This is a genomic window from Streptomyces sp. ISL-12 (genome assembly GCF_018614415.1).
Taxonomy (GTDB): domain Bacteria; phylum Actinomycetota; class Actinomycetes; order Streptomycetales; family Streptomycetaceae; genus Streptomyces.
On the sequence record NZ_JAGGOO010000124.1, the window covers coordinates 1 to 25,529 of the forward strand.

At 72.9% G+C, this 25,529-nt stretch carries 21 protein-coding genes and 1 pseudogene; 8 read left to right on the forward strand and 14 right to left on the reverse strand.

The features are described 5' to 3' along the window. The 5 genes and pseudogenes from J7I94_RS30105 to tkt form a co-directional block, all read right to left on the reverse strand. Positions 1 to 258, reverse strand: a pseudogene (locus tag J7I94_RS30105) (glucose-6-phosphate isomerase); the annotation flags it as partial. Further along, the gene (gene opcA, locus J7I94_RS30110) at positions 251 to 1,186 is read right to left on the reverse strand and encodes a glucose-6-phosphate dehydrogenase assembly protein OpcA (RefSeq protein ID WP_215172132.1); all 936 of its coding nucleotides are present in this window, start codon (positions 1,184 to 1,186) and stop codon (positions 251 to 253) included. The pseudogene J7I94_RS30105 and the gene opcA, both read right to left, overlap by 8 nt. Continuing rightward, positions 1,183 to 2,934 carry a glucose-6-phosphate dehydrogenase gene (gene zwf, locus J7I94_RS30115; RefSeq protein ID WP_215172134.1) on the reverse strand — a complete coding sequence of 584 codons (1,752 nt, stop codon included), beginning with the start codon at positions 2,932 to 2,934 and terminating at the stop codon, positions 1,183 to 1,185. Before zwf ends, opcA begins: the two co-directional genes overlap by 4 nt. Next, on the reverse strand, positions 2,931 to 4,088 hold the full coding sequence (tal, locus tag J7I94_RS30120; protein WP_215172230.1) for a transaldolase: 1,158 nt from the start codon (positions 4,086 to 4,088) through the stop codon (positions 2,931 to 2,933). Before tal ends, zwf begins: the two co-directional genes overlap by 4 nt. Positions 4,089 to 4,129: 41 nt before the next feature. After that, positions 4,130 to 6,205 carry a transketolase gene (gene tkt / locus J7I94_RS30125; protein WP_215172136.1) on the reverse strand — a complete coding sequence of 692 codons (2,076 nt, stop codon included), beginning with the start codon at positions 6,203 to 6,205 and terminating at the stop codon, positions 4,130 to 4,132. Between the two features lie 157 nt (positions 6,206 to 6,362). Here tkt and J7I94_RS30130 point away from each other — a divergent pair, with 157 nt between their 5' ends. Further along, positions 6,363 to 7,310, forward strand: a complete 948-nt coding sequence (locus J7I94_RS30130) for an AraC family transcriptional regulator (RefSeq protein WP_215172138.1) — start codon at positions 6,363 to 6,365, stop codon at positions 7,308 to 7,310. Positions 7,311 to 7,363: 53 nt separating this feature from the next. On the opposite strand, the gene J7I94_RS30135 is transcribed toward J7I94_RS30130, so the two are convergent. From J7I94_RS30135 to J7I94_RS30145, 3 genes are all read right to left on the reverse strand, one after another. Then, positions 7,364 to 8,755 carry a glycoside hydrolase family 16 protein gene (locus J7I94_RS30135; RefSeq protein WP_215172140.1) on the reverse strand — a complete coding sequence of 464 codons (1,392 nt, stop codon included), beginning with the start codon at positions 8,753 to 8,755 and terminating at the stop codon, positions 7,364 to 7,366. A gap of 218 nt (positions 8,756 to 8,973) precedes the next feature. Continuing rightward, entirely contained in the window at positions 8,974 to 9,945 is a 972-nt protein-coding gene (locus tag J7I94_RS30140) for an Ig-like domain-containing protein (RefSeq protein WP_215172142.1), read from the reverse strand. 150 nt (positions 9,946 to 10,095) lie between these two features. Continuing rightward, positions 10,096 to 10,992, reverse strand: coding sequence for an IclR family transcriptional regulator (locus J7I94_RS30145; RefSeq protein WP_215172144.1), 897 nt, complete (start codon positions 10,990 to 10,992; stop codon positions 10,096 to 10,098). Positions 10,993 to 11,191: 199 nt separating this feature from the next. On the opposite strand from J7I94_RS30145, the gene J7I94_RS30150 reads away from it, so the two are divergent. Next, a complete protein-coding gene (locus J7I94_RS30150) occupies positions 11,192 to 12,529 on the forward strand; it encodes a 6-phospho-beta-glucosidase (RefSeq protein WP_215172146.1) in 1,338 nt (445 codons plus the stop codon). A 173-nt stretch (positions 12,530 to 12,702) separates the two neighbouring features. Continuing rightward, the gene (locus tag J7I94_RS30155) at positions 12,703 to 13,581 is read left to right on the forward strand and encodes a sulfotransferase (RefSeq protein ID WP_308114761.1); all 879 of its coding nucleotides are present in this window, start codon (positions 12,703 to 12,705) and stop codon (positions 13,579 to 13,581) included. Positions 13,582 to 13,613: 32 nt separating this feature from the next. Here J7I94_RS30155 and J7I94_RS30160 read toward each other — a convergent pair whose 3' ends face one another. From J7I94_RS30160 to J7I94_RS30170, 3 genes are all read right to left on the reverse strand, one after another. Beyond that, positions 13,614 to 16,142 carry a hypothetical protein gene (locus J7I94_RS30160; protein ID WP_215172148.1) on the reverse strand — a complete coding sequence of 843 codons (2,529 nt, stop codon included), beginning with the start codon at positions 16,140 to 16,142 and terminating at the stop codon, positions 13,614 to 13,616. Between the two features lie 41 nt (positions 16,143 to 16,183). After that, positions 16,184 to 17,161 (reverse strand): STM4015 family protein, encoded by a 978-nt coding sequence (locus tag J7I94_RS30165; RefSeq protein ID WP_215172150.1) that lies wholly within the window; start codon positions 17,159 to 17,161, stop codon positions 16,184 to 16,186. Between the two features lie 90 nt (positions 17,162 to 17,251). Beyond that, positions 17,252 to 18,397, reverse strand: coding sequence for an ATP-grasp domain-containing protein (locus J7I94_RS30170; RefSeq protein ID WP_215172152.1), 1,146 nt, complete (start codon positions 18,395 to 18,397; stop codon positions 17,252 to 17,254). A 302-nt stretch (positions 18,398 to 18,699) separates the two neighbouring features. Here J7I94_RS30170 and J7I94_RS30175 point away from each other — a divergent pair, with 302 nt between their 5' ends. Beyond that, complete coding sequence (locus J7I94_RS30175) at positions 18,700 to 19,608, forward strand: metallophosphoesterase (RefSeq protein WP_215172154.1); 909 nt, start codon at positions 18,700 to 18,702, stop codon at positions 19,606 to 19,608. Further along, positions 19,605 to 20,288 carry a 4'-phosphopantetheinyl transferase superfamily protein gene (locus tag J7I94_RS30180; RefSeq protein ID WP_215172156.1) on the forward strand — a complete coding sequence of 228 codons (684 nt, stop codon included), beginning with the start codon at positions 19,605 to 19,607 and terminating at the stop codon, positions 20,286 to 20,288. The genes J7I94_RS30175 and J7I94_RS30180 overlap by 4 nt, the downstream gene beginning before the upstream one ends. Before the next feature lie 6 nt (positions 20,289 to 20,294). Here J7I94_RS30180 and J7I94_RS30185 read toward each other — a convergent pair whose 3' ends face one another. The 3 genes from J7I94_RS30185 to J7I94_RS30195 all read right to left on the reverse strand — a co-directional run bounded on the left by J7I94_RS30185 (position 20,295) and on the right by J7I94_RS30195 (position 22,078). Further along, positions 20,295 to 20,531, reverse strand: a complete 237-nt coding sequence (locus J7I94_RS30185) for a hypothetical protein (protein WP_215172158.1) — start codon at positions 20,529 to 20,531, stop codon at positions 20,295 to 20,297. 315 nt (positions 20,532 to 20,846) lie between these two features. Next, complete coding sequence (locus J7I94_RS30190; RefSeq protein ID WP_215172160.1) at positions 20,847 to 21,389, reverse strand: toxin-antitoxin system, toxin component; 543 nt, start codon at positions 21,387 to 21,389, stop codon at positions 20,847 to 20,849. 32 nt (positions 21,390 to 21,421) lie between these two features. After that, positions 21,422 to 22,078, reverse strand: a complete 657-nt coding sequence (locus J7I94_RS30195) for a helix-turn-helix transcriptional regulator (protein ID WP_215172162.1) — start codon at positions 22,076 to 22,078, stop codon at positions 21,422 to 21,424. A 231-nt stretch (positions 22,079 to 22,309) separates the two neighbouring features. Between J7I94_RS30195 and J7I94_RS30200 the strand changes: the two genes are divergently transcribed. The 3 genes from J7I94_RS30200 to J7I94_RS30210 all read left to right on the forward strand — a co-directional run bounded on the left by J7I94_RS30200 (position 22,310) and on the right by J7I94_RS30210 (position 25,526). Further along, positions 22,310 to 22,975: a hypothetical protein gene (locus J7I94_RS30200; RefSeq protein WP_215172164.1), complete on the forward strand. Its 666-nt coding sequence runs from the start codon at positions 22,310 to 22,312 to the stop codon at positions 22,973 to 22,975. 75 nt (positions 22,976 to 23,050) lie between these two features. Beyond that, a complete protein-coding gene (locus tag J7I94_RS30205; RefSeq protein ID WP_215172166.1) occupies positions 23,051 to 24,046 on the forward strand; it encodes a LacI family DNA-binding transcriptional regulator in 996 nt (331 codons plus the stop codon). A 130-nt stretch (positions 24,047 to 24,176) separates the two neighbouring features. Then, positions 24,177 to 25,526 (forward strand): ABC transporter substrate-binding protein, encoded by a 1,350-nt coding sequence (locus J7I94_RS30210; protein ID WP_215172168.1) that lies wholly within the window; start codon positions 24,177 to 24,179, stop codon positions 25,524 to 25,526. The last annotated feature ends 3 nt before the right edge of the window (positions 25,527 to 25,529 follow it).

Genomic DNA, 25,529 nt, shown 5'->3' on the forward strand with positions numbered 1-25,529 from the left:
GCCGCGGAACATGGCGTCCCGCAGGCCGAAGACACCGGTGGCGCCGGCCAGTTCCCGCAGCAGGGCGAGGGTCTCGTCGGTGATCAGGTGCTTGGAGTAGTCGATGCGCAGGTCACCCACGCGTACGACGTACCGCTCGGCGCGCGAGGGGTCGGCGGCGAACAGCTCACGCAGGTCCGGACGGAGCAGCGCCTCGGCGCGGTGGTCCTCCAGGGCCGTCCACTCGGGACGGCGGGTGAGCTCGGGGGAGTCAGACATGGACAGGGGTCTCCTCGGTGCCCTCGCCGCGCAGGGCGATGGCGTACATCTCGTCCGCGTCGAGGCGCCTGAGCTCCTCGGCGATCAGTTCGGCGGTGGAGCGGACCTTCAGCGCCAGCGTGCGCGGCGGCTGGTCGGGCAGGGTCAGCGTGGCGACGGGGCCCTCGGGCCGGTCGATGACGATCTCGCCGGCCGCGGTGCCCAGGCGGACGGTCGTGACGGCCGGGCCGTCGCTGACCACCCGGTCGGCCGTGACGCCGAGGCGGGCCTCCAGCCAGCGGGCCAGCAGTTCGGCGGCCGGGTTGTCCGCCTCGGCCTCCACGACCGCGGAGGTGACCTTCATCCGCGCCTGGTCCAGGGCGGCGGCCAGCATGGAGCGCCACAGCGTCAGCCGGGTCCAGGCGAGGTCGGTGTCGCCGGGGGCGTAGGTGCGCACCCGCTTGTTCAGGGTCTCCATCGGGTTCTCGACCGCGTACAGGTCGGTGATCCGGCGCTGGGCGAGCGCGCCCAGCGGGTCCTTGGCGGGGTTGTCCGGGGCGTCCACCGGCCACCACACGACCACCGGGGCGTCCGGCAGCAGCAGCGGCAGGACGACGGAGTCGGCGTGCTGCGACACCTCGCCGTACATGCGCAGCACGACGGTCTCGCCGGTGCCCGCCTCGGAGCCGACCCGCACCTCGGCGTCGAGGTGGGACTTGGTGCGCTCGCGCGGGTTGCGGGTGTGCCGCTTGATGACGACCAGGGTGCGCGAGGGGTGCTCGTGCGAGGCCTCCTCGGCCGCCTTGATCGAGTCGTAGGCGTTCTCCTCGTCCGTGACGATGACCATCGTCAGGACCATGCCCACGGCCGGGGTGCCGATGGCCCGGCGGCCCTGGACCAGCGCCTTGTTGACCTTGCTTGCCGTGGTGTCGGTCAGGTCGATCCTCATGGCCTGCGCCAGCTCCGTCCGTCTCGTGCGAGCATCTCGTCGGCTTCCTCGGGGCCCCAGCTGCCCGAGGCGTACTGGGCGGGCTTGCCGTGGGTGGCCCAGTACTCCTCGACCGGGTCGAGGATCCGCCAGGACTCTTCCACCTCCTGGTGACGCGGGAACAGGTTGGCGTCACCCAGGAGGACGTCCAGGATCAGGCGTTCGTACGCCTCGGGGCTGGACTCGGTGAAGGACTCGCCGTAGGCGAAGTCCATGGACACGTCCCGGATCTCCATCGACGTGCCGGGCACCTTGGAGCCGAAGCGGACCGTCATGCCCTCGTCCGGCTGGACGCGGATGACGATCGCGTTGGCGCCGAGTTCCTCGGTGGCCGTCTGGTCGAAGGGGGAGTGCGGGGCGCGCTGGAAGACGACCGCGATCTCCGTGACCCGGCGGCCGAGACGCTTGCCGGTGCGCAGGTAGAAGGGGACGCCCGCCCAGCGGCGGTTGTCGATCGCCAGCTTCATCGCGGCGTAGGTGTCGGTGGTGGAGGCCGGGTCGATGCCGTCCTCCTCCAGGTAGCCGCGCACCTGCTCGCCGCCCTGCCAGCCGCCCGCGTACTGGCCGCGCACGGTGTGCTCGCCCAGGTCGTCCGGGAGCCGCACGGCCCGGAACACCTTCAGCTTCTCGGTGAGCAGCGACGCCGCGTCGAAGGAGGCGGGCTCCTCCATCGCGGTGAGCGCCATCAGCTGGAGCAGGTGGTTCTGGATGACGTCGCGGGCGGCGCCGATGCCGTCGTAGTACCCGGCACGCCCGCCGATGCCGATGTCCTCGGCCATGGTGATCTGGACGTGGTCGACGTAGGACCGGTTCCAGATCGGCTCGTACATCTGGTTGGCGAAGCGCAGCGCCAGGATGTTCTGGACCGTCTCCTTGCCCAGGTAGTGGTCGATGCGGAAGACCTGGTCCGGCTCGAACACGTCGTGCACGAGGGCGTTCAGCTCCTGCGCGCTCCGCAGGTCGTGCCCGAACGGTTTCTCGATGACGGCGCGGCGCCAGGAGCCCTCCGGGGCGTCCGCCAGGCCGTGCTTCTTCAGCTGCTGGACGACCTTGGGGAAGAACTTCGGCGGCACCGAGAGGTAGAAGGCGTAGTTGCCGCTGGTGCCGCGCGAGGCGTCCAGCTCGTCGACGGCCCTGCGCAGCTCCTCGAAGGCGTTGTCGTCGTCGAAGTCGCCGGGGATGAACCGCATGCCCTCGGAGAGCTGCTGCCAGACCTCCTCGCGGAACTCGGTCCGGGCGTGCTCCTTGACGGCCTGGTGCACGACCTCGGCGAAGTCCTGGTCCTCCCAGTCCCGGCGGGCGAAGCCCACCAGGGAGAAGCCCGGCGGCAGCAGGCCGCGGTTGGCCAGGTCGTAGACGGCCGGCATCAGCTTCTTGCGGGACAGGTCGCCGGTGACACCGAAGATGACCAGACCGGACGGGCCCGCGATACGGGGCAGCCGGCGGTCCTGCGGGTCACGCAGGGGGTTGCTCCAGTCGTGGACCGGGATCTGCGCCGAAGCCTTCCCTGCACGGGCCTGCTCCGGGCCCTGGTCCGGGTTCTGCTGCTCCCGGATCTGCTTCAGGGTCCGCTCCCGCTGCTGCGCCGGGGTCTCGGCGGGGGATTCGGCGTCCGCGACGCCCGCCGCCTCCTGGGCGTCCCGGACCTCCTTGGCCTCCTTCGTCGCCTTGGTCTCGCCCGCGTCCGGGTCGGGAAGCTTCTTGCTCATTCCCCGTCAACTCCCTTGTCGTCGACCTTGCTGTCGAGGGACTTCGTCACGGCGTCGAGCAGGTCCTGCCAGGCCGCCTCGAACTTGGTCACGCCCTCGCGCTCCAGCTGCTCCACCACCTCGTCGTACGAGATGCCGAGCCGCTCCACGGCGGCGAGGTCGGCCCTCGCCTGGGCGTAGCCGCCGGTGACCGTGTCGCCCTGGACGTCACCGTGGTCGGCGGTGGCCTCCAGAGTGGCCTCCGGCATGGTGTTCACGGTGCCGGGAGCGACCAGCTCCTCCACGTACAGGGTGTCCCGGTATGCCGGATCCTTCACCCCGGTGGACGCCCACAGGGGGCGCTGCCGGTGGGCGCCGGTCCCCGCCAGGGCGGTGAAGCGGTCGCCCGCGAAGACCTCCTCGTACGCCGCGTAGGCCAGCCGCGCGTTGGCCAGGGCCGCCTTCCCCTTCAGGGCGAGGGCCTCGTCCGTGCCGAGCACGGTCAGCCGCTTGTCGATCTCGCTGTCGACGCGGGAGACGAAGAAGGAGGCGACGGAGTGGACCGTGGCCAGGTCGTGCCCGGCGGCCCGCGCCCGCTCCAGGCCGGCGAGGTAGGCGTCCATGACCTCGCGGTAGCGCTCCAGGGAGAAGATCAGCGTGACGTTGACGCTGATGCCGGCGCCGATGACCTCGGTGATCGCCGGGAGACCGGCCTTGGTCGCCGGAATCTTGATCATGACGTTGGGGCGGTCCACCAGCCAGAACAGCTGCCGGGCCTCGGCGATCGTGGCCGCCGTGTCGTGGGCGAGGCGCGGGTCGACCTCGATGGAGACCCGGCCGTCCCGGCCGCCGCTCGCCTCGTACACCGGGCGCAGCACGTCGGCGGCGGCGCGGACGTCGGCGGTGGTCATCATCCGCACCGCCTCGTCCACGGTCACGCCGCGCACCGCGAGGTCGGCGAGCTGCTCCTCGTAGCCGGCGCCGGAGCCGATGGCCGCCTGGAAGATGGACGGGTTGGTGGTGACGCCGACGACCCCGCCGGTGGCGACCAGCCGGGCCAGGTCCCCCGACTCGATCCGGGTGCGGGACAGGTCGTCCAGCCAGACGGAGACACCCTCGTCGGCCAGGCGCCTCAGCGCCTTCGGGGTCCCGGTTGCTTCGGTCACAGTGATCATCATCTTCTTTCTGGCGTTGCGATCAAGCAGGAACGTCGCGGTCAGGCGCGGGCGGCGGCGAGGGACTCCCGGGCCGCGGCGGCGACGTTCTCGGCGGTGAAGCCGTACTCGGTGAACAGGGTCTTGGCGTCGGCGGAGGCGCCGTAGTGCTCCAGCGAGACGATGCGTCCCGCGTCGCCGACGAAGCGGTACCAGGTCAGGGCGATCCCGGCCTCCACGGCCACCCGGGCCTTCACGGCCGGCGGCAGCACGCTCTCGCGGTACGCCCGCGGCTGCTCGTCGAACCACTCCACGGACGGCATCGACACCACCCGGGTGGGGGTCCCCCCGGCCTCCAGCAGCTCCCGTGCCGCGACGGCGACCTGGACCTCGGAGCCGGTGGCGATCAGGATCACCTCCGGGGTCCCGGTGGAGGCGTCCCGCAGGACGTAGCCGCCCTTGGCCGCGTCCGGGTCCGCCTCGTAGGTCGGCAGGCCCTGGCGGCTGAGGGCGAGGCCGTGCGGGGCGGGGGCGGTGGAGTGGCGGCGCAGGATCTCCGCCCAGGCGGTGGCCGTCTCGTTGGCGTCGGCCGGGCGGACGACGTTCAGGCCGGGGATGGCGCGCAGCGAGGCGAGGTGCTCGACCGGCTGGTGGGTCGGGCCGTCCTCCCCGAGGCCGACGGAGTCGTGCGTCCACACGTACGTCACCGGCAGCTGCATCAGCGCCGACATGCGCACGGCGTTGCGCATGTAGTCGGAGAAGGTCAGGAAGGTGCCGCCGTAGATCCGGGTGTTGCCGTGCAGCGCGATGCCGTTCATCTCGGCCGCCATCGAGAACTCGCGGATGCCGAAGTGGACGGTACGGCCGTACGGGTCGGCCTCGGGCAGCGGGTTGCCCTCGGGGAGGAAGGAGGAGGTCTTGTCGATGGTGGTGTTGTTGGAGCCGGCGAGGTCGGCGGAGCCGCCCCACAGTTCCGGCAGCACCGGGCCGAGTGCCTGGAGCACCTTGCCGGACGCGGCCCGGGTGGCGACCGCCTGGCCCGGCTCGAACACCGGCAGCGCGTCCTCCCAGCCCTCGGGGAGCCGGCCGGCCACCACGCGGTCGAAGAGCGCCGCGCGTTCCGGCTGGGCGCCGCGCCACTTGTCGATCCGCTTGTCCCAGGCGGCGTGCGCCTCGGCGCCCCGGTCCAGCGCCTTCCGGGTGTGGGCGAGGACCTCGTCCGCGACCTCGAAGGACCGCTCCGGGTCGAAGCCGAGGACGCGCTTGGTGGCGGCGACCTCGTCCGCGCCGAGGGCGGAGCCGTGCGAGGCCTCGGTGTTCTGGGCGTTCGGCGCCGGCCAGGCGATGATCGTGCGCATGGCGATGATGGAGGGGCGGCCGGTCTCCGCCTTGGCGGCGGTGAGGGCCGCGTACAGGGCGTGCACGTCGACGTCGCCGTTCTCGGCGGGCTCGATGCGCTGGGTGTGCCAGCCGTACGCCTCGTACCGCTTCAGCACGTCCTCGGAGAAGGCGGTCGCGGTGTCGCCCTCGATGGAGATGTGGTTGTCGTCGTAGAGGAAGACCAGGTTGCCGAGCTTCTGGTGACCGGCGAGGGACGACGCCTCGGCGGAGACGCCCTCCTGGAGGTCGCCGTCGGAGACGATCGCCCAGATCGTGTGGTCGAAGGGGGACTCGCCGGCCGGGGCCCCGGGGTCGAACAGGCCGCGCTCGTAGCGGGCGGCCATCGCCATGCCCACCGCGTTGGCCACGCCCTGGCCCAGCGGGCCGGTGGTGGTCTCGACGCCGGCGGTGTGCCCGTACTCGGGGTGACCGGGCGTCTTCGACCCCTGCGTCCGGAACGCCTTCAGGTCGTCCAGCTCCAGCTCGTACCCGGCGAGGTAGAGCTGCGTGTAGAGGGTCAGCGAGGTGTGTCCGGGGGAGAGGACGAAGCGGTCACGGCCGGTCCACTCGGGATCGGCGGGGTCGTGACGCATCACCTTCTGAAAGATCGTGTAGGCGGCCGGGGCGAGGGCCATCGCCGTCCCCGGGTGCCCGTTCCCGACCTTCTGCACGGCATCGGCCGCGAGAACGCGGGCGGTGTCGACGGCACGCCGGTCGAGTTCGGTCCATTCGAAGCGGTCCGCTGTGTGCGTGCTCATCTTCAAGAAATCCTCGATTGGAGCGGAGTGACTGGTCTGACGTGTTCAAACTTAAAAGTCTGACTTTTTGGAGTGAAGGTCATCGTGTGCCAGCCTGTGGTGAAACTGGGACACGCCTCGGGCGCTCGCGCGCGCGAGGGGACGGTACGAGAAGGACATGGCGGACGAACAGAACAAAGACGCCGGTGGCGACGGGGGCGGAGGCGCTGTCGGCGGCAGGGACGGGGGCAGCCACGGCGGCGACGGGATCAAGACGTTCCCCTTCCCGGTCGATCTCAGCCTCCTCGGCGTCGGCATGCAGGTCGGCCCGATGGGCACCGGCCGTGCCTGGCACGCGCAGGCCCCGTTGCACCGCGTGCACCGCATCGACTTCCACGTCGTCATGCTCTTCACCGGCGGCCCGGTCCGCCACATGATCGACTTCACCGAGTACGAGGCGACCGCCGGCGACCTGCTGTGGATCCGCCCCGGACAGGTCCACCGCTTCTCGCAGACCAGCGAGTACCGCGGAACCGCGCTGACCATGCAGCCCGGCTTCCTGCCCCGCGCCACCGTCGAGGCCACCGGCCTCTACCGCTACGACCTGCCGCCCCTGCTGCACCCCGACCCGGCCCGGTACGACGCCCTGACGGCCTCCCTGGAACAGCTGCGGCGCGAGTACGAGGACGCCACCACCCTGCCGCTGAGCCTGCACACGGCGGTGCTGCGGCACACGCTCACCGCCTTCCTGCTGCGCCTCGCGCACCTCGCGGCCAGCTCGGCCGAGGCGGCGCGCACCCAGCAGGCCGACACCACGTTCACCCTGTTCCGGGACGCGGTGGAGCGCGGCTTCGCCACCAACCACAGCGTCAGCGCCTACGCCGACGCGCTCGGCTACTCCCGCCGCACCCTGGTCCGCGCGGTGCGCGCCGCGACCGGCGAGACGCCCAAGGCGTTCATCGACAAGCGCGTCGTCCTGGAGGCCAAACGGCTCCTCGCCCACACCGACATGCCGATCGGCCGCGTCGGCGCGGCGGTCGGCTTCCCCGACGCCGCGAACTTCTCCAAGTTCTTCCACCAGCACACGGAGCTGACGCCGGCGGCGTTCCGGGCGGAGCTGAGCTGAGCACGGCGAAGGGGGCCGCGCGGTGCCGCGCGGCCCCCTTCTCGCGTGGGTGCTCAGTGCCCGAAGCTGAACCAGTTCACGTTGACGAAGTCGGCCGGCTGGCCGCTGGTGAACGTCAGGTACACGTCGTGGGTGCCGGTCACCGACGAGATGTTCGCCGGGATCGTCCGCCACGACTGCCAGCCGCCCGTGCTGCCCACCGCGAAGCTGCCGACGGGCGTGGCGGTACGGCTGTCCAGACGGACCTCCACCAGCCCGCTGACGCCGCTCGCCGCCCCGCTCGCCACCCGGGCGTTGAACTGGGTGGCGGCGCTGGAGCCGAAGTTCACGCCCTTGTACTGGACCCAGTCGCCGTTGGCGAGCGAGCCGAGGTTCTGCCCGCCGCCCGAGTCGGTGGTGGTCTCGCTGATGCTGCCGGACTGGGCGTCGTAGGACTCGGCCTGGATGGCGGTGTAGGCGTCCCGGTTCGTGGGCGGCGTGGTGGAGCCCCCGCCGGACGACAGCACCTGGACGTAGTCGACCAGCATCGGGTGGCCGGGGACGGTGCCGCTGTCCGGGCCGCCGCCGAAGGCGCCCGGGAAGCCGCCGCCCATCGCCACGTTGAGGATGACGAAGAAGCCGTGGTTCGTGGCGTTGGACCAGGTGGTGGCGTCCATCTGGTCGGCGCGCACGGTGTGGTAGTTGACGCCGTCGACGTAGAAGCGGATCTGCTCGACGCTGGTCGAGCGGTCCCACTCCATGCGGTAGGTGTGGAACCCGGACTGGCAGGTGGAGCCGGGACAGGCGGTCGAACCGCCGATGCCGGTGGTCTCGTTGCAGGGGCCGCCCGGATTGGTCCCGCAGTGCATGGTCGACCAGACGGTGTTGAGACCCTGGACGTTCTCCATGATGTCCAGCTCGCCCACGCTCGGCCAGTTCCAGTAGTTGCCCCGGAACGGCGCCCCCAGCATCCAGAAGGCGGGCCAGTAGCCCTTGGCCGCGGCGCCGGTGACGTTCGGCATCTGGATGCGCGACTCGACGCTCAGCTTGCCGCCGGCCGGGGGCTGGAAGTCGGTGCGGTTGGTCTCGATGCGGCCCGAGGTCCAGTTGCCGTTCGCGTCCCGCAGCGGCGTGATGCGCAGGTTGCCGCTGCCGTCGAGGGAGACGTTGTTCGTGCTGGACGTCATCGTCTCGACCTCGCCGGTGCCCCAGTTGGCGGCGCCGCCGGGGTACGAAGTACCGGTCGCGTACTGCCAGTTGGACGTGTTCACGCCGGAGCCGGCCGCGCCGTCGAAGTCGTCCAGGAAGACCTGCGTCCAGCCGGACGGGGGCGTGGGCGCGGAGGCGTCCGCGGGCGGGGCGGCGAGGGTGGCGCCGGCCACGGCCAGCCCGAGCGCCCCCAGGGCGGCGACGAGCGCGCGCCGCAGGGGACGACGTCTGTGCGGGGTGCCGGAGGTTTCGCGCATGGGGGTGCCTCTCGGTACGGGGTGGGAGGATGCCGGGCAGTGCGACTCCGCAAGCGCGTTCTGAGAGCGCTCTCAGAGTGCGGCCAATGTGCTCCCCGGGCCCCCGGCCGTCAAGAGGTGAAGCCGATAAAGTCCTTGCCCCGTGAGGGAGTTCAGCCTCCGAAGGGCACGAAAAGCGCCCTTCGGACCGTGCCGTCCTCCCCGCACCGGCGGGCGGCTCAGCTCAGCGCGCTGCCCGCCTTCCACTTCTTCCAGGACAGGTTCCAGCCGTTGAGTCCGTTGGCCGGGTCGACGGTTTTGTCGCCCGAGTTCTTCACGATCACCACGTCCCCCAGCAGCGAACCGTCGTAGAACTCGTACCCCGCCGTGTCCTCGTCCGCCCCGCCCTTGGCGTCGTGCAGGCCGATGCAGCCGTGGGTGCCGTTGGTGTGGCCGAAGGCGGAGGCGGCGGTCCAGTAGTTGCCGTGGATGAAGGTGCCGGAGGTGGTCAGCCGCTGGGCGTGCGGCACGTCCGCGATGTCGTACTCGTCGCCGAGCCCGACCGTCGAGGACTGCATCCGGGTCTCCTTCAGCCGCTCGCTGATCACCATGATCCCGGCCCAGGTGGTGTGCTCGGAGTCGCCGCCGGTGACGGGGTAGGTGGCGGTCTTCTCGCCGTCCCGGACGACCGTCATCTTCTCGGCCTTCAGATCGACGGTGCTGATCTGGGACCGGCCGATGCGGAAGGTGAAGTTCTTCGTCTGGGTGCCGTAGAGGTCGTCGGCGGCGCGGACGCCGGCCAGCCGGAGGCCGACGGTGACGGTGGTGTCCTTCGCCCAGTACTTCTTGGGCCGGAAGTCCAGCCGGGTGTCGCTGAACCAGTGGCCGACCACCTCGACCCCGGAGTCGGCGCTCACCGTGATCGCCGACTCCACCGCCGCCTTGCGGGTCACCGCGTGCGAGAAGGTGATCGACACCGGCATGCCGACGCCGTAGGTGCCGCCCGCCTCGGGGGTCACGGTCGCGGTGAGGGAGCGGGCCTCGGCGGTGCCGCTCGCCGGGGCGGTCCCCTCGGCGGCCCGCGCGGTGCCGGTGCCCGCGCCCGCCAGCGCCGCCGCGACCGGCACGGCGCCGAGCACGGCGAGCACCCCGCGCCGCGACCACCGTCCCGGCTGGGCGTCCTGCTGGTCGGATATGGGGTGGCTGCTCACGGGACGGGCCTTTCGGGGGTTGGGCGGGGATCGGGTGCAGTCTGCACCTTATAGCTGGGTCGGAGCTGTGCGGCGCTGTTCGTCCCCTGGGGCGGCTGTGAGAAATGTGGCAGACGGGAACAGGCTCCCGGCCCGCGCGTCCGGTCCTCGTCAGGGGCGGGACGGCCCGCCCGGCCGCCACCCCAGCCCCCGTGAGATCCCGCGCGCCGCCAGCCGTACCGCCGGTGACAGCGCCGGGACGCGGACGGCGCCGTGCGGGACGACGACCGAGACGGCCGCCGTCACCGTCCCGTCCGGCCCGCGCACCGGGGCGGCCACCGAGACCGCGTCCTCGGTGACCTGCCGGTCACTGACCGCCACCCCCGTGCGCCGCACCTCCGCCAGCACCCCGCGCAGCCGGACCGGGTCGGTGACGGTGTACGGGGTGAAGGCGGCCAGCGGACCGGCGCAGTACTCCTCCTGGAACTCCGGTGCCCCGTGCGCCAGCAGGGCGAGGCCGACACCCGTGGCGTGCAGCGGCCAGCGGCCGCCCACCCGGATGTGCACGCCGACCGCCGACCGCCCCGACAGCCACTCGACGTAGACCACCTCGCCGCCGTCCCGCACCGCGAGCTGCACGTTCTCGTGCGTCGCCTCGTACAGGTCCTCCAGATGGGGCAGGGCGCTCTGCCGCAGTCCCAGGCCGCGCGGCGCGAGCGCGGCCACCTCCCACAGCCGCAGCCCCACGTGGTAACGCCCCGACCCGTCGCGCTCCAGGGCACCCCAGGCCGTGAGGGCGCCCACCAGCCGGTGCGCGGTGGTCAGGGTGAGCCCGGCCCGGCGGCTGATGTCCGTGAGGCACAGCGCGGCGTGCTCGTGGTCGAAGGCGGCGAGCACCGACAGCAGCCGGTCGGTCGCGGAACGGCCGGACGGGGGAGGAGCGGGGGCGGAAGGGCCGGGCGACAGAGAAGCGGGCGGAGGAGACGCGGACAGGGGAGCAGGGGGCAGGGAACGGTCGGACAAGGAACGGCCGGGGACGGAGGAGTCGGTGACGGAACGGACTGTCATGGCGCCGGGTCTCTTTCCGGGAGGGGGCCGGTGCCGACCCCGGTGCGGTCGCGTACCGGGCGCGGCGGTCCCCGTGAAGGTAGGCACCGGACGCGCCCCGGTCAATGCGCCGGTACCCCGTCCGCCGGACGGCCCGCGTGCCATGATCGGCGGCAGCGGGGGCCGGCGGCGGGCCGGCCGGTGCGGGAAGGACGCGGGTGTGAGGCTGACGATTCTGGGCGGCGGCGGATTCCGGGTGCCGCTGGTGTACGGGGCACTGCTCGGGGACCGCGGCGAGCGGCGGGTGAGCGAGGTGGTGCTGCACGACCTCGACGCGGACCGGCTGACCGCGGTGACCCGGGTCCTGGCCGAACAGGCCGCCGGCGTCCCCGACGCGCCCCGCGTCACGGCCACCACCGACCTCGACGAGGCGCTCACCGGCGCCGACTTCGTCTTCTCCGCGATCCGGGTCGGCGGCCTGGCGGGCCGCGCGGACGACGAACGGGTCGCGCTCGCCGAGGGCGTCCTCGGCCAGGAGACGGTCGGCGCGGGCGGCATCGCCTACGGCCTGCGGACCGTCCCCGTCGCCGTCGACATCGCCCGCCGGGTGGCCCGCCTGGCCCCCGACGCCTGGGTCATCAACTTCACCAACCCCGCCGGACTGGTCACCGAGGCGATGTCCCGGCACCTCGGCGACCGCGTCATCGGCATCTGCGACTCGCCGGTCGGCCTCGGCCGCCGTGTCGCCCGGGTGCTCGGCGCCGACCCGCGCGAGGCGTTCGTCGACTACGTCGGCCTCAACCACCTCGGCTGGGTGCGCGCGCTGCGCGTCGCCGGCCGCGACGAACTGCCCCGGCTGCTCGCCGACCCCGCCCTGCTCGGCTCCTTCGAGGAGGGCCGCCTCTTCGGCCCCGACTGGCTGCGCTCGCTCGGCGCGATCCCCAACGAGTACCTGCACTACTACTACTTCAACCGGGAAGCCGTACACGCCTATCGGCAGGCCGAGCGCACCCGTGGCGCCTTCCTGCGCGACCAGCAGGCCGGGTTCTACGCCGAGGCCCGCGACCCCGGTGTCTCCGCCCTGGAGCTGTGGCAACGCACCCGCGCCGAGCGCGAGGCCACCTACATGGCGGAGAACCGGGAGGCGGCCGGCGCCGGCGAACGCGAGGCCGAGGACCTCTCCGGCGGCTACGAGGAGGTCGCCCTCGCCCTGATGCGGGCCGTCGCCCGGGGCGAGCGCACCACCCTGATCCTCAACGTCCGCAACGGCTCCACGCTCGCCGCCCTCGACGCCGACGCCGTCATCGAGGTGCCCTGCCTGGTCGACGCGAGCGGCGCGCGTCCCCTGGCCACCGCGCCGCTGCCGGACCACGCCACCGGCCTCGTCTGCTCGGTCAAGGCCGTCGAACGCGAGATCCTCGCGGCGGCCGAGTCCGGCTCCCGCGCCCGGGCCGTGACGGCCTTCGCGCTGCACCCGCTCGTCGACTCCGTGAACGTGGCGCACCGCCTCGTCGACGGCTACACCGCCGTCCATCCCGGCCTCGCCTATCTCCGGTAGACGAGGCCGCACTCCGGCCGGAACGTTCCCATGAAGAATTAAGGAACGCGCGAAGCCCCAGCTCAGCCGTGCTGTAGGGCGAAAATCGACCCCGGCGCGTCGCCTGCCGTACACCTCCGGTTCGCCTGCCGCCCCTGGGATGCGGCCAGTACGACGAAGAGAGAGGTGGCACGGTGCGAGACCCGCGACTGTCCGCGATCGGCAAGGGACTGAAGCGCCGGGGGAGGCTGATGGCCCAGGCCGTCAGCCCGCCGCGCCGGGGCCTCGACGCGGTGCCCGCGCCCCGCAAGGCGGCGGACGACCGCGGCGGGTACACCGCCCCGCCCGCGCCGCGCCTGGTGGAGTCCCCGGTGTTCGTCCTGTCCTCGGTGCGCTCCGGGTCGACCCTGCTGCGGGTCCTGCTGAACAGCCACAGCCGCATCCGCGCCCCGCACGAGATGCATCTGCGCACCCTGCGCGTCCAGCTCTCCCGGCCGTTCACCCCCAAGGCCATGCAGGCGCTGGAACTCGACCGGGAGGAACTGGAGCACGTCCTGTGGGACCGGGTGCTCCACCTCGAACTGGTCCGCAGCAGCAAGGACGTCATCGTCGACAAGACCCCGGCCAACGTCCACGTCCTGCCCCGGCTGAGCCGATGTTGGCCCAAGGCCCGCCGGATCGTCCTGCTGCGCCACCCGGGCGCGGTCGTGGCCTCCCTCACCGCCCGCCGCAGCGACCCGGACCACACCGCCATCCGCGCCGAGGTCCTCGGTTACGCGGAGAAACTGGAGGAGGCGCGGCACGACCCCGCCGCCCACGTGATCACGTACGAGGACCTCACCGCCGAGCCGGAACGGGTCACCCGGGGCATCTGCGCGTACCTCGGCGTCCCCTGGGAGCCCGGCATGCTCGACTACGGCAGCAAGGACCACGGCGACTTCCGGCCCCAGCTGGGCGACTGGTCCGAGACCCTCAAGTCCGGCCGCATCCGCGCCGCCCGTTCCGCCGCCCCCGGCACCGACCTGCCGCCCCGGCTGCGGGACCTGGCACGGGCCTGGGGGTACCGGGACTGACCGCCCGCCGCCGGTACCCCCGCACGCGTGCGTCAGGGACGGCGCGGCCGGGTCGGGGCGGGGCGCCGGTCCGGATAGGTGACGTCCGGTATCCCGACGCCCAGGGCGGTCAGGCGGCGGGCTGTCTCGGCGGGGCTCAGGCCCAGCCTGCCGACGACGGTCAGCACCTCCTCCATCTTCAGCGGCCCGTTGGGCTTCGGCAGCGCCAGGGCCACCTCCAGGTCGTCGGCGTCGGCCGTGACCGGCAGCTCGACGGCGTGGCCGAGGCGGGTCAGCCGCTCGGCGATCGCGACGGGGGAGTCGCCCGTGGCCCGCGCCGCGCGCAGCACGTGCTCCACCGCCGGTGTCCTCCGCCACGGCAGCCAGGGCGCCCGCCCGTCGAGGCCCTGACTGAGCACGAGGATGTCCACGTCGTCGAAGCCGTCGAGTTCCGGCAGGGTGTGCTGGGCGTAGCCGTACTCCCCGAGCCGCTCGTCGATCTCGGCCGGGGTACGGCCGAGCACCCGCGCGGCGCGCAGGACATGACCGAGACCGGCGTCGCCGGAGAGCACCCAGGGGGCGTCGCCGTCCGCGTTCTGGCTGAGGATCAGGGCGTCCTCGGGCAGCGGGACGAACGGCAGGCGATGACCCAGGGCGACCAGCCGGGACGCGACCTCGTAGGCGCTGATCCCCAACCGGTGGGCGACGTCCCGGGGGTGGGCCCGGTCCACGGGCCGGCCGGGGTCGAGGAACTCCTTGCCCAGGCCGTACTGGCTGATGATCTCCAGGTCGTCGGGGTGGGACTCCTCCGGCAGTGAGCCGGGCAGGTGCCGGTACCCCAGGGCCCGCAGCCGGCGCCCGATCCCGGCCGGGCCGGTGCCTTCGGCCCGCGCCCGCCGGATGATGTGCCGGGGCGGCACGAGCGCGTCCGGGTCCAGCCAGCCGGTGTCGGTCCTGACCAGCGCGGCGGCGCCGGCACCGACCGGCCCGGCCGACGGATCGTCCGGCAGGACGACGTCGGTGTAGCCCAGCTCCCGGTACCGCTGGGCGGCCTCCAGGACGCCGGTGCCCGCCTCCTCGGCGGCCCGCACGACCCGTCCGTAGGGCACCGTGTCCGTCAGCGGGGCCGGACCGCCCTCCCTCTGATCGGTGATGAGCCGGAGGTCGTCGTCGGTGACGACCCGGTCGGGCAGCTCGGGCACCCGGTCGTGGCCCAGTTCCCGCAGCCGGGCCACCACGGCCCCCACGTTCATGCCCTCGGAGTGCGCGCGGTACAGCACGTGCCCGACCGGCACGGGCTCGGCCCAGGAGATCCAGGGCGCGGAGTCGTCTTGCACCGGCGGGCTGATGAGCCGCAGGTCGCTCTCCCGTGCCTCGGCGGGGACGCCCCGCGCGGGCAGCGCGTAGCCGAGCCGGCGCAGCCGGTCGGCGGCCTCGGCGGGGGCCCGTCCGGTGCGGACGCAGACGACGAGGAGGTGGGGCAGCAGGTCGGGGCCGTGCTGCTGGGGCCGGCTGGTGCGCCCCCGCCAGACGCCCTCGATCAGGTCGAGGTCCTCGGCGGTCACCGAGCCGGCCGGCGGGCCGTCGGGCAGCCGCCGGTGGCCCAGGTCGCGGAGCCGGGCGATGACCTTGTGCGGGTCCCGGCCGTGTGCCTGGGCGAAGCGCAGGACGTGGTGCAGCGGCACCGGCTGCCCGGCGTCGAGCCAGGGAGCCTGGCCGTCCAGCCCCTCACTGACCAGGACCAGGTCGTCGGGGCCGGTCTCCGCCAGGCCGGGTCCGACGCGGAAGCCGAGGGCGGTGAACCGCTCGCCCAGCGCGGCCACCGCGGCGGCCGACTCCCGCGGGGTCTTCGGCGCGTCCGTGCGGTGCCGCAGGCTGGGCAGCACCCGCAGGGCATGGCCGAGCGGCACGGGTTCGGTGTCGGCCAGCAGGAAGCCGGACTTCTTGAGCACCAGATGCCGGTCGTCGTCCTCGGCCCGGTCGGGGAAGGTGTCGGGGGAGGGCGCCCGGTAGCCCAGTTCAGCGAGGCGGTCGGCGAGTTCGCCGGGCGGCCGCTTCAGCTGGACGGCGGCGAGGATCGCGAGGGACCGCAGCCGAGGCGCGTCCTCCTCACACAGCCAGGGCCGGCCGCTCAGCCGTGGGCTGATCAGCTTCAGGTCGTCGTCGTCCACCGACTCCGGGAGCCGGTCGGAACCCGGCAGCGCCAGGCCGAGCGCGGCACAGCGGTCCGCCAGCTCGGCGGGCGGCCGTCCCAGTTTGCGGGCGGCACGCAGGACATGGGCCCGCAGGTACGGGAAGTCCGCCGTCGTGAGCCAGGGCGGGCGGCCGTCGAGGTCGCGGGTGAGCAGCTTGGTGTCGTCGTCGGTGAGCGAGGCGAGCAGCTCGGGCGGCGGCACCCGGTAGCCCAGTTCGGTGAGCCGGGCGGTCACGTCGGCGCGGTCCAGACGCCGTTGCCCCGCCGCGCGCAGGACATGGTGCGCCGGTACCGGCCGGTCCGGGTCCAGCCAGGGGGCCTCGCCGGTCAGGTCGGCGCTGACCAGGACACGCGCGGCGGGGTCGTCGGGGAGCGGGATCTTCGGCATGGGGGCCTTTCTGCGGTGGGTGGGCGAGGACGCGGCGGGTGTCACTCGGCGACGGCCGTGTAACGGACGGGCTCGTCGTCCCAGTCGTCCTCCTCCTGCCGGCCGGACAGGTCCACCCGCACGCCCGCCGGTTCCAGCGCGTCCCACACGCGCAGCATCATGGCGTCGCTGAGGTAGTGGTGGTGCAGGTCGAGGTAGCGCAGATGGGTGAGCGGCTGGCCGCGCAGCAGTGCCTCGGCGCCCTCGTCGCCCAGCGAGCCCATGGACAGGCGCAGCGAGTCCAGCCGCGCCACCACCGGCGCCTGGGCCACCGCGGCGGCTATCTCGTCCTGGAAGAGGCTGTTCTGCAACCCCAGGTGGCGCAGCGCGGGCAGCCGGTCGCCGTCCAGCAGCGGCCGCAGGTCGGCCACGGTCACGTCACAGCCGTAGTCCTCGACGCCCAGCCACACCTCCAGGCAGTCCAGGTTCGGCAGGCCGGAGGCGGCGACGCCGCGCACGACCTCGGCGGACAGCCCGCCGGCCTCGAAGCGCAGCGTACGCAGCCCCTCGTGGCGGAGAGCGGGGAACTCCAGGCCGTTGCTGCCGCGCACGCCCAGCTCCCGCAGACCGGGGTAGGCCCGCAGACAGGCGCTGACGTCGGACTGCTCGATCCAGGAGACCTCGCTCTCCTCCATCTCGACATCGCCGAGGAAGAGCGCCTCCAGGGAGGTCAGCCGGTCGCTCAGCGCGTCGATGTCCTCGCCCATGGGGCCCCCGTCGAAGCCGTACCACGGGCTGCCGACGAGCAGCGCGCGGATCGAGGCCAGCGGCGCGGTGGCCACGAACCGGTTCCAGTAGTCGCCGGGGTTCTCGTTCTCGGCCCGCTCGCCGCACCGCAGGCGCCATGCCACGGACCCCGGGTCGTCCGGCAGCGGGCGGTCCTCACCGGCCTCGGGGAAGTCGAACACCGGCAGCCCGTGGAAGTGGCTCAGATGGTCGGGGCTGCGCGGATGCAGGGGCACGTCGGCCGGGAGTTCCATGGTGGTCCTAGAGAGGTGACGGGTCGGTCAGGGCACGACTGTTCTAGCAGTGGCCACTGACAACCCGTCACCTCGGGCCGCACACGCCTTCTACACGGAACGCCCGGACACGCCGGTGACGTGGCCCGCGGCCGGGGCGGGCCGGGGCTCCACGGGGCGGGCCTGGACCGGCACGGCCGGCGCCGGGACCTCCGGCTGCCGCCGCGGCAGCGGCACCGGCAGCAGCGGACGCGGCCCGGACACCACCGTGTAGTCCTGGCCGAGGAACGGCGGCACCATCTCGCCCGGGTCGTCACCGAGCGCGAGCCGCACCGCGGCCCACGGGGCGTTGATCCCGCACAGCGACAGCTGGTGCAGCCCGCCCGCCGGACGGGTGTTGACGTCCATCAGCACCGGACGCTCGCCGTACATCCGGAACTGGATGTTGGACAGGTGGTGCAGCCCGAAGCCCTCCGCGACCCGCCGCGCGGGCTCCAGCCAGCGCTCGTCGAGCGTGAACCCGCGGCGGCGGCCGTTCTTGGTACGGCCCACCGCCATGCGCACCCGGTTGTCGGTGCCGGTGAGGCAGTCCACCGACACCTCCGGCTCCTCCAGGCGCGGCATCACCAGCCAGTCGACCGGCTCGTCCGCCGCCCGCACCGCCTCCACCGCCAGGTCCAGCGGCACGTACGGGGACGGGAAACCGCTCAGGTGCACCAGGGAGAAGGGGCTGCGGGTGATCACCCGGAAGCCCACCCCGCCCGCGCCGGACGCCGGCTTGAAGCACGCCCGGTGCCCCTGGTCCTCCAGTTCCTCCACCGCCGCGACCAGTTCGTCGGCCGTCCGTACCCGCCACCAGGGCGGCACCGGCACGCCGACCGCCTGGGCCGCCTCGTAGCCGATCACCTTGTCCCGGAAGACGGCCACCGCCTCGGGCGGCGGGGCGAGCAGCGCCGTACCGGCCGCCTCGAACTCGGCGCGGTGCGCCACGATCGCGCTCTGGTGCAGCCGGGGCACGAACACGTCGATGCCGCGCCGCCGGCACTGGTCCAGCGCGAACTCCACGTACGCCGCCGGGGACAGGTTCTCCGGCTCCAGTTCGGCGGTGTCGGCGGCGGCCAGGACGGGGGAGTCGGGGTCGCCGTGCGTGGCATGGATCTCGACGGCCCGGTCGCCGGGATTTCTCCGCAGCTGATCCATGAAGAACACGTTCTCCGCGTACGTGCGGTTGAGCCAGACGCGTACGCGAGAGACCATGCAGGCCGCCTTCCACGGTAAGCGGGCAGGGCACAGCCGGCCGTGCCCGGCCAAGGGAGAAAAGGGACACCGAGCCGCTCCGCGTGAAGGGGGAGTCAGGGGCGGTGGTGTTGGGGCGATCATAGGGGTTCGGGGGCGGCCCCGTGCAACGCGCGTGTTAAGGATCGACAGCGGCCGTGCCACGAGCGCGTGGCCGGACCGGTCGGTCTTGTCGCCCCGGCCCGCCGTGTGATCTCGTGGGGGCGACCGGCCGGGTCCGCGGGGGCGGGCGTGCGGCGCCGGAGCGTACGGAGGGGCGAGACGTGACGTCGACGGCCGGTGGCGCCGGACAACTGTGGGCCGTCAGCGACCTGCACATCGGATACGAGGAGAACCGGGCCCTGGTCGAGGCCATGCGCCCCGCCTCGGACGACGACTGGCTGCTGGTCGCCGGTGACGTCGCGGAGACCGTCGAGGACATCCGCTGGGCGCTCGGCATGCTCGCCGGCCGCTTCCGCCGCGTCGTCTGGGCGCCCGGCAACCACGAACTGTGGACCCACCCCAAGGACTCCGTCACCCTGCGCGGCACCGAGCGCTACGAGCACCTCGTCGAGGTCTGCCGCGGACTCGGCGTGACGACACCCGAGGATCCCTACCCGGTCTGGGACGGCCCGGGCGGCCCGGTGGCCGTCGCCCCGCTCTTCCTCCTCTACGACTACTCCTTCCTGCCGGACGGCTGCGCCACCAAGGACGAGGGGCTGGCCTACGCGCACGGCACCGGCATCGTCTGCGCCGACGAATACCTGCTGCATCCCGACCCCTACCCGAGCCGCGAGGCCTGGTGCCGGGCCCGGGTCGCCGAGACCGAGGCACGGCTCGCGGCGCTGCCGGACGGCCTGCCCGTCATCCCGGTCAACCACTATCCGCTGGACCGGCACCCCACCGAGGTCCTGTGGCACCCGGAGTTCGCCATGTGGTGCGGCACCCGGCTGACCGCCGACTGGCACCGCCGCTTCCGCGTCGACACCATGGTCTACGGCCACCTCCACATCCCCCGCACCACCTGGCACGAGGGCGTCCGCTTCGAGGAGGTGTCGGTGGGCTACCCCCGGGAGTGGCGCAGACGGTCGGGGCCGCCCGGGCAGCTGCGTCTGATCCGGCCGTACGAGAACACGGGGGAGGGCGGCGCGGACGGCGGCGACGGCACGGGCACGAAGGGCGGGTTCCGGTGATCGAGGAGGTGCTCCCCGAGACGGTGGCCGCCGAGGAGGCGCACGGCCACGACACCGCCGGGCACACGCCGCTGCACCCCGAGGAGGAGCCGCTCGTGGCCCGCGCGGTGCCCAAGCGCCGCCGGGAGTTCACCGTCGTACGCTCCTGCGCCCGCCGGGCCATGGCCCGCCTCGGCGTGCCGCCCCAGCCCATTCTGAACGGTGAACGCGGCGCGCCGCGCTGGCCGTCCGGCCTGGTCGGCAGCATGACCCACTGCGACGGCTACTGCGCCGCCGCGCTGGTCCGCGCCACCGACCTGGCATCCCTCGGCATCGACGCCGAACCGGACGGGCCGCTCCCGGAGGGGGTGCTGTCCGCCGTGGCGCTGCCCGCGGAGGCCGCGCGGCTGGACCGGCTGGCCGCCGAGCGGCCCCACGTGCACTGGGACCGGCTGCTGTTCAGCGCCAAGGAGTCCGTCTACAAGGCGTGGTTCCCGCTCACCGGCACGTGGCTGGACTTCTCCGAGGCCGACATCGAGTTCACCGAGGACCCCGGCGGCAAGGGCCGCGGCGCGTTCCGTGCGGCGCTGCTGGTGCCGGGGCCCCGGGTGGGGGAGCGGCGGCTGGACCGCTTCGACGGCCGCTGGGCGGCCCGGGACGGCCTGCTCGTCACCGCCGTCACCGTACCGCCGCCCGCCTGACGGACGTCAGGGCTCGGAACACCAGCTCGCCAGCAGCCGGAAGAACGCCTCCTCGCTCCCGGTCAGCCCCGCGTCGCGCAACGCCTGTTCGGCCTCCGCGAGGACGGCCGGCGGGACGACCGGGGGCGACGGGGCGCCGGGCGCGTCCGCGACCGAGTCGAAGGCGGCCCGTACGGTGTGCAGCAGGCGCAGATACGCCTGGACGGCGGCGCGTTCCCGGTCGGTCGGCACGGCGGTGGTCATCGGTCGGCTCTCCCCACATCGACGTCGAGCGCGCCGCCCCGTACGGCGGCCACCCCACCAGCTTGCCGCCCCCCACTGACAATCCGGGCGAGCGGCGCACGGCGGGCGGGTCGGGGCGGGCGAGTCCCGTCGGGCCGCGCGCCCTCGGCCGCCTTCTCGGCCCGTGTCGTCCTCGGTTGTCTGCTTTCTCGGCCCGTGTCGCCCTCGGATGCCCGCCGCCTCACCCCGAACTGCCCCCGGGAGCCCGCCGCCTCACCCCGAACTGCCTCCGGATGCCCGCCGCCTCACCCCGAACTGCTCCCGGATGCCCGCCCCTCACCCCGCGCAGCCCCCGGGATACCCCAACGACGCCTCGATCCGCCCCGCCAGACGGTCCCGCCGCACCGGCCCCCGCAACGACGCACCCGCCAGCCGGCTACGGCACTTGCTGGCCAGCAGCAGGCCGAAGCCCTCCGCCTCGCGTTCGTCGGCCAGGTCGAACCGGGAGCGGGCGGCGACCGCGCGGACGGTGGCCCGCAGGGTGTCGTCGTCGACGTCCCCGTCCAGCAGCCGGGCGGCGACCGCGGCGCCCTCGGCGACGTGCCCCCGGTGTCCGGCCCACATGTGCCACAGTTCGTGACCCAGGATGACCAACTGGTGTTCGGGGGCGGTGCGTTCCTCCACGACGACCAGGTCACGGTCGGCCATGTCGAGCCACAGTCCGCTGGCCGTCCCGGGCGGGAACGCGGCCGTACGGAACAGCACCGGACGCCCCCGGCGCCGGCTCATCGCCCCGCACAGTTCCGCGTACAGGTCGGCGGGCGGCGCCGGCACCGGCAGGGACAGTTCCGCCACCAGCCGGCCGCACAGGCGGCGCATCTGTCTCCCGGTGCCCCAGCTCACTCCCGGGCTCACGACTCGGGCCGCTTGACGCTCTCCAGGAGCATGTCCAGCCACTCGGCGACCTTGTCCCGGTGCTGGTCGGTGGGCAACTGCGCGGCCCGCCAGGCGATCCCGCGCACACCGTGGTCCTGTAACAGCCGCTCCAGCGGGTCGCCCGCCGCCTCGGTCGCCGCCCGCTCCCGGTCGGCGAGCTGCTGCAACAGCTCCTGCTCGGTGCGCTGCAGGGCGCCGGCCAGTGCCTCCGGGTCCTCGGCCGTCAGGAACCCGGCGTGCACCCGGAAGAAGCGCTGGAGGGCGTCGCAGTGCTCCATGGTGGGCCGCCGGTCGCCGTTGATGAGCGCGCCCGCCTGCTGGCGCGACATCCCGGCGCCGTCGGCGATCTCCTGCTGCGTGTACCTGCGGCCGTTGGGCTTGAGCCGGGTACGCCGCAGCAGGTCGAGGCGTTGCGTGAACCGGGCCTGCACATCGGGCTCCCCGGCCGCCCGGCCGCCCAGCAGGGCCTTGACCACGGACTCGGGCACCCCGGAGGCGGCGGACAGCCGGCCGGTGTCGAAGACCTCGGCGTGCGGCACGCCGAGCCGGTCGGCGAGCGCGGCGACGCGGGAGAGCACGGACGGCAGTGCTGCCGTCTGCGTGGTGCCCGGACCCTCGAAGTCACCCGCCACCGACAGATCTCCTACGTCTCTCACCGGACCCACAGGCCACGCACAAGCGGTTGCCGTGAACTTCCCGGAGAGTAGCCGTCGTTCGAACTGACATCCAGACGTCGCCACAACTGTGGCCAATTTCGGCCGTCAACGGTCATGAAATGCCACGATAGTTGACATGCCTTGCGTCCGAGCAGCAGGATCGGGGCGCCGCGTGAAGGCCGCATAGGCAAGAGGGGTGACCTCCCGATGGCATTTCAGGCAGGCGGACAGCGGCCGGCACCGCGGCCCGCCCCCGTGACTCCCGAGGCCCAGGCGTACCTGGACGACTACGCCGCGCTTCTGGACGCCGTCCCGCATCCCTCGTTCGTCGTCGACCACCGCTGGGACGTGGTCCTGGCCAACGGCGCGTTCCGGACACTTTTCCGCGAGGCCGGGCCGCACCCGACGGCGATGCCCGACGACAACTTCCTCCGTTACGTGCTCTTCCACCCGGACGCGCCCGCGGTCCTCGGCGAGGCCGAGCACGAGTCGCGCTGGTGCCTGCCGATGCTGGCCCACTTCGCCTCCGACATCGAGTGTCACGGCCACGACCACGTGCTCCAGGCGATCCGCCGCGACATCGCCCAGGACCCGATCATGGAGGCCGCCTACCGGCAGGGCCTGCCGCACTGGATCCGCGCGGTCGGCGAGGAGGCCGTGGAGCACGACGGCACGGTACGGCCGCTGCGCCACCCCGACGCCCGCCGGGCCACCGCCGAGTGCCGCGTCGTCGTCGAGACCTCTCGTTCGCTGGAGGAACTGGGCTATCGGCGGCTGACCCTGGTGCTGCGTCAGGCCCGGCGCACCCCGTCCCGCGAGCGCCGCACCCGGACCGGCAGCGCCCACCTCAGGGTGGTCCCGGCCGCGGACTGACCGCCGTCCTCGTCGGCGAGCTCCGGAGACCGCTTTACGCAAACCGCTTGCATTACTTGCGCTATTCTTGCGCGCATGACGCGACGACTTGCTGAGGTGGCGAAGAAGGTCGGGGTCAGCGAGGCCACGGTCAGCCGGGTGCTCAACGGCAAGCCCGGGGTCTCCGAGGCCACCCGGCAGGCGGTCCTGTCCGCCCTGGACGTGCTCGGCTACGAGCGGCCCACCCAGCTGCGCGGCGAGCGCGCCCGGCTCGTCGGCCTGGTCCTGCCCGAGCTGCAGAACCCGATCTTCCCGGCGTTCGCCGAGGTCATCGGCGGCGCCCTGGCGCAGCTCGGCCTCACCCCGGTGCTGTGCACGCAGACCAAGGGCGGCGTCTCCGAGGCCGACTACGTGGACCTGCTGCTGCAACAGCAGGTCTCCGGCGTCGTCTTCGCCGGCGGCCTGTACGCCCAGGCCGACGCGCCGCACGGCCACTACGAGCGGCTCGCCGACCGCAAGATCCCGGTGGTGCTGGTCAACGCGGCCATCGAACACCTCGGGTTCCCCGGTGTCTCCTGCGACGACGCCGTGGCCCTGGAACAGGCCTGGCGGCACCTGGCCTCGCTCGGCCACGAGCGGATCGGCCTCGTGCTCGGCCCCGCCGACCACCTGCCCTCGGGGCGGAAGCTGGCCGCCGCGCGGGCCGTCGGCGAGGTGCGTGACGAGTACGTGGCCCGCGCGATGTTCTCCATCGAGGGCGGCCACGCGGCGGCGTCCCGGCTGATCGACCGCGGTGTCACCGGCTTCATCTGCGCCAGCGACATCCTCGCCCTCGGTGTCGTACGGGCCGCCCGGCGCAAGGGGCTGGACGTGCCGTCACGGATCTCCGTCGTCGGCTACGACGACTCCGCGCTGATGAACTGCACCGAGCCCCCGCTGACCACCGTCCGGCAGCCCATCGAGGCGATGGGCCGGGCCGTCGTGGAACTGCTCAGCGCGCAGATCAACGGCCGGTCCGTGGCCGCCGAGGAGCTGCTGTTCGAACCGGAGCTGGTGGTGCGCGGCTCCACCGCGCAGGCTCTCCGCGTCTGACCGGCCGTCGCGAGTCCCCGAGATCCAACTACTTGTCGAATAATTGCAAATCCTGCGTGACATCTTGCGCCGTGCTGTTGCCGGTGCTTGAGTGTGCGGCGCCCACCGCTCCTGTCCTGAGGGGTCACCGATGTCACGCACCGGGTTCCGCCGTACCTTCGCCGCGCTGAGCGTCTGCTCGCTCGCCCTCACCGTCTCCGCCTGCGGGTCCGGCGACGACGAGTCCGCGAGCGGCAAGACCCGCATCACGGTCAACTGCATGCCGCCCAAGAGCGCCAAGGTCGACCGGGCCTTCTTCGAGGAGGACGTCGCCGCCTTCGAGAAGGCCAACCCGGACATCGACGTCGTCCCGCACGACGCCTTCCCCTGCCAGGACCCCAAGACGTTCGACGCCAAGCTCGCCGGCGGCCAGATGGAGGACGTCTTCTACACGTACTTCACCGACGCCCGGCACGTCGTCGACATCGGCCAGGCGGCCGATCTCACCCCGTACGTCAAGGAGCTGAAGAGTTACGACACCCTCCAGCAGCAACTGCGCGACATCTACACCGTCGACGGCAAGGTCTACGGCATCCCGCGCACCGGCTACTCGATGGGCCTGATCTACAACAAGGCGCTCTTCGAGAAGGCCGGACTCGACCCGGACCGGCCCCCGGCCACCTGGGACGAGGTACGCGCCGCCGCCAAGAAGATCGCCGCCCTCGGCGACGGCACCGTCGGCTACGCCGACTACAGCGCCCAGAACCAGGGCGGCTGGCACTTCACCGCAGAGCTGTACTCGCGCGGCGGCGACGTCGTCGGCGCCGACGGCAAGAAGGCCACCGTCGACACCCCGGAGGGGCACGCCGTCCTCCAGACGCTGCACGACATGCGCTGGAAGGACGACTCGATGGGCAGCAAGCAGCTCCTGGTCATCAACGACGTCCAGCAGATGATGGGTTCCGGCAAGCTGGGCATGTACCTCGCCGCCCCCGACAACATCCCGATCCTGGTCAAGGAGAAGGGCGGCGCCTACGAGGACCTCGCCCTCGCCCCGATGCCCGGCGGCCAGGGCACCCTCATCGGCGGCGACGGCTACATGTTCAACAAGAAGGCCAGCCCCGAGCAGATCCGGGCCGGCCTCAAGTGGCTCGACCACATGTTCCTCACCCCCGGGGAGGGCTTCCTCGGCGACTACGCCCGTGCCAAGGCGGAGGACGCCCCGGTCGGCCTGCCCGAGCCCCGGCTGTTCACGGGCGCCGCCGACGCCGAGGACCAGCAGGTCAAGAAGGCCAACGCCAACGTCCCGGTGGAGAACTACCAGTCCTTCCTCGACGGCAACCAGAAGCTGGAGATGAAGATCGAGCCGCCCAGCGCCCAGCAGATCTACTCCGTCCTCGACGGCGTCGTCTCCGCCGTCCTGACCAAGGAGGACGCCGACATCGACCAGCTGCTCGACGACGCCTCCGGGAAGATCGACAGCATCCTGGCCCGGAGCTGACCG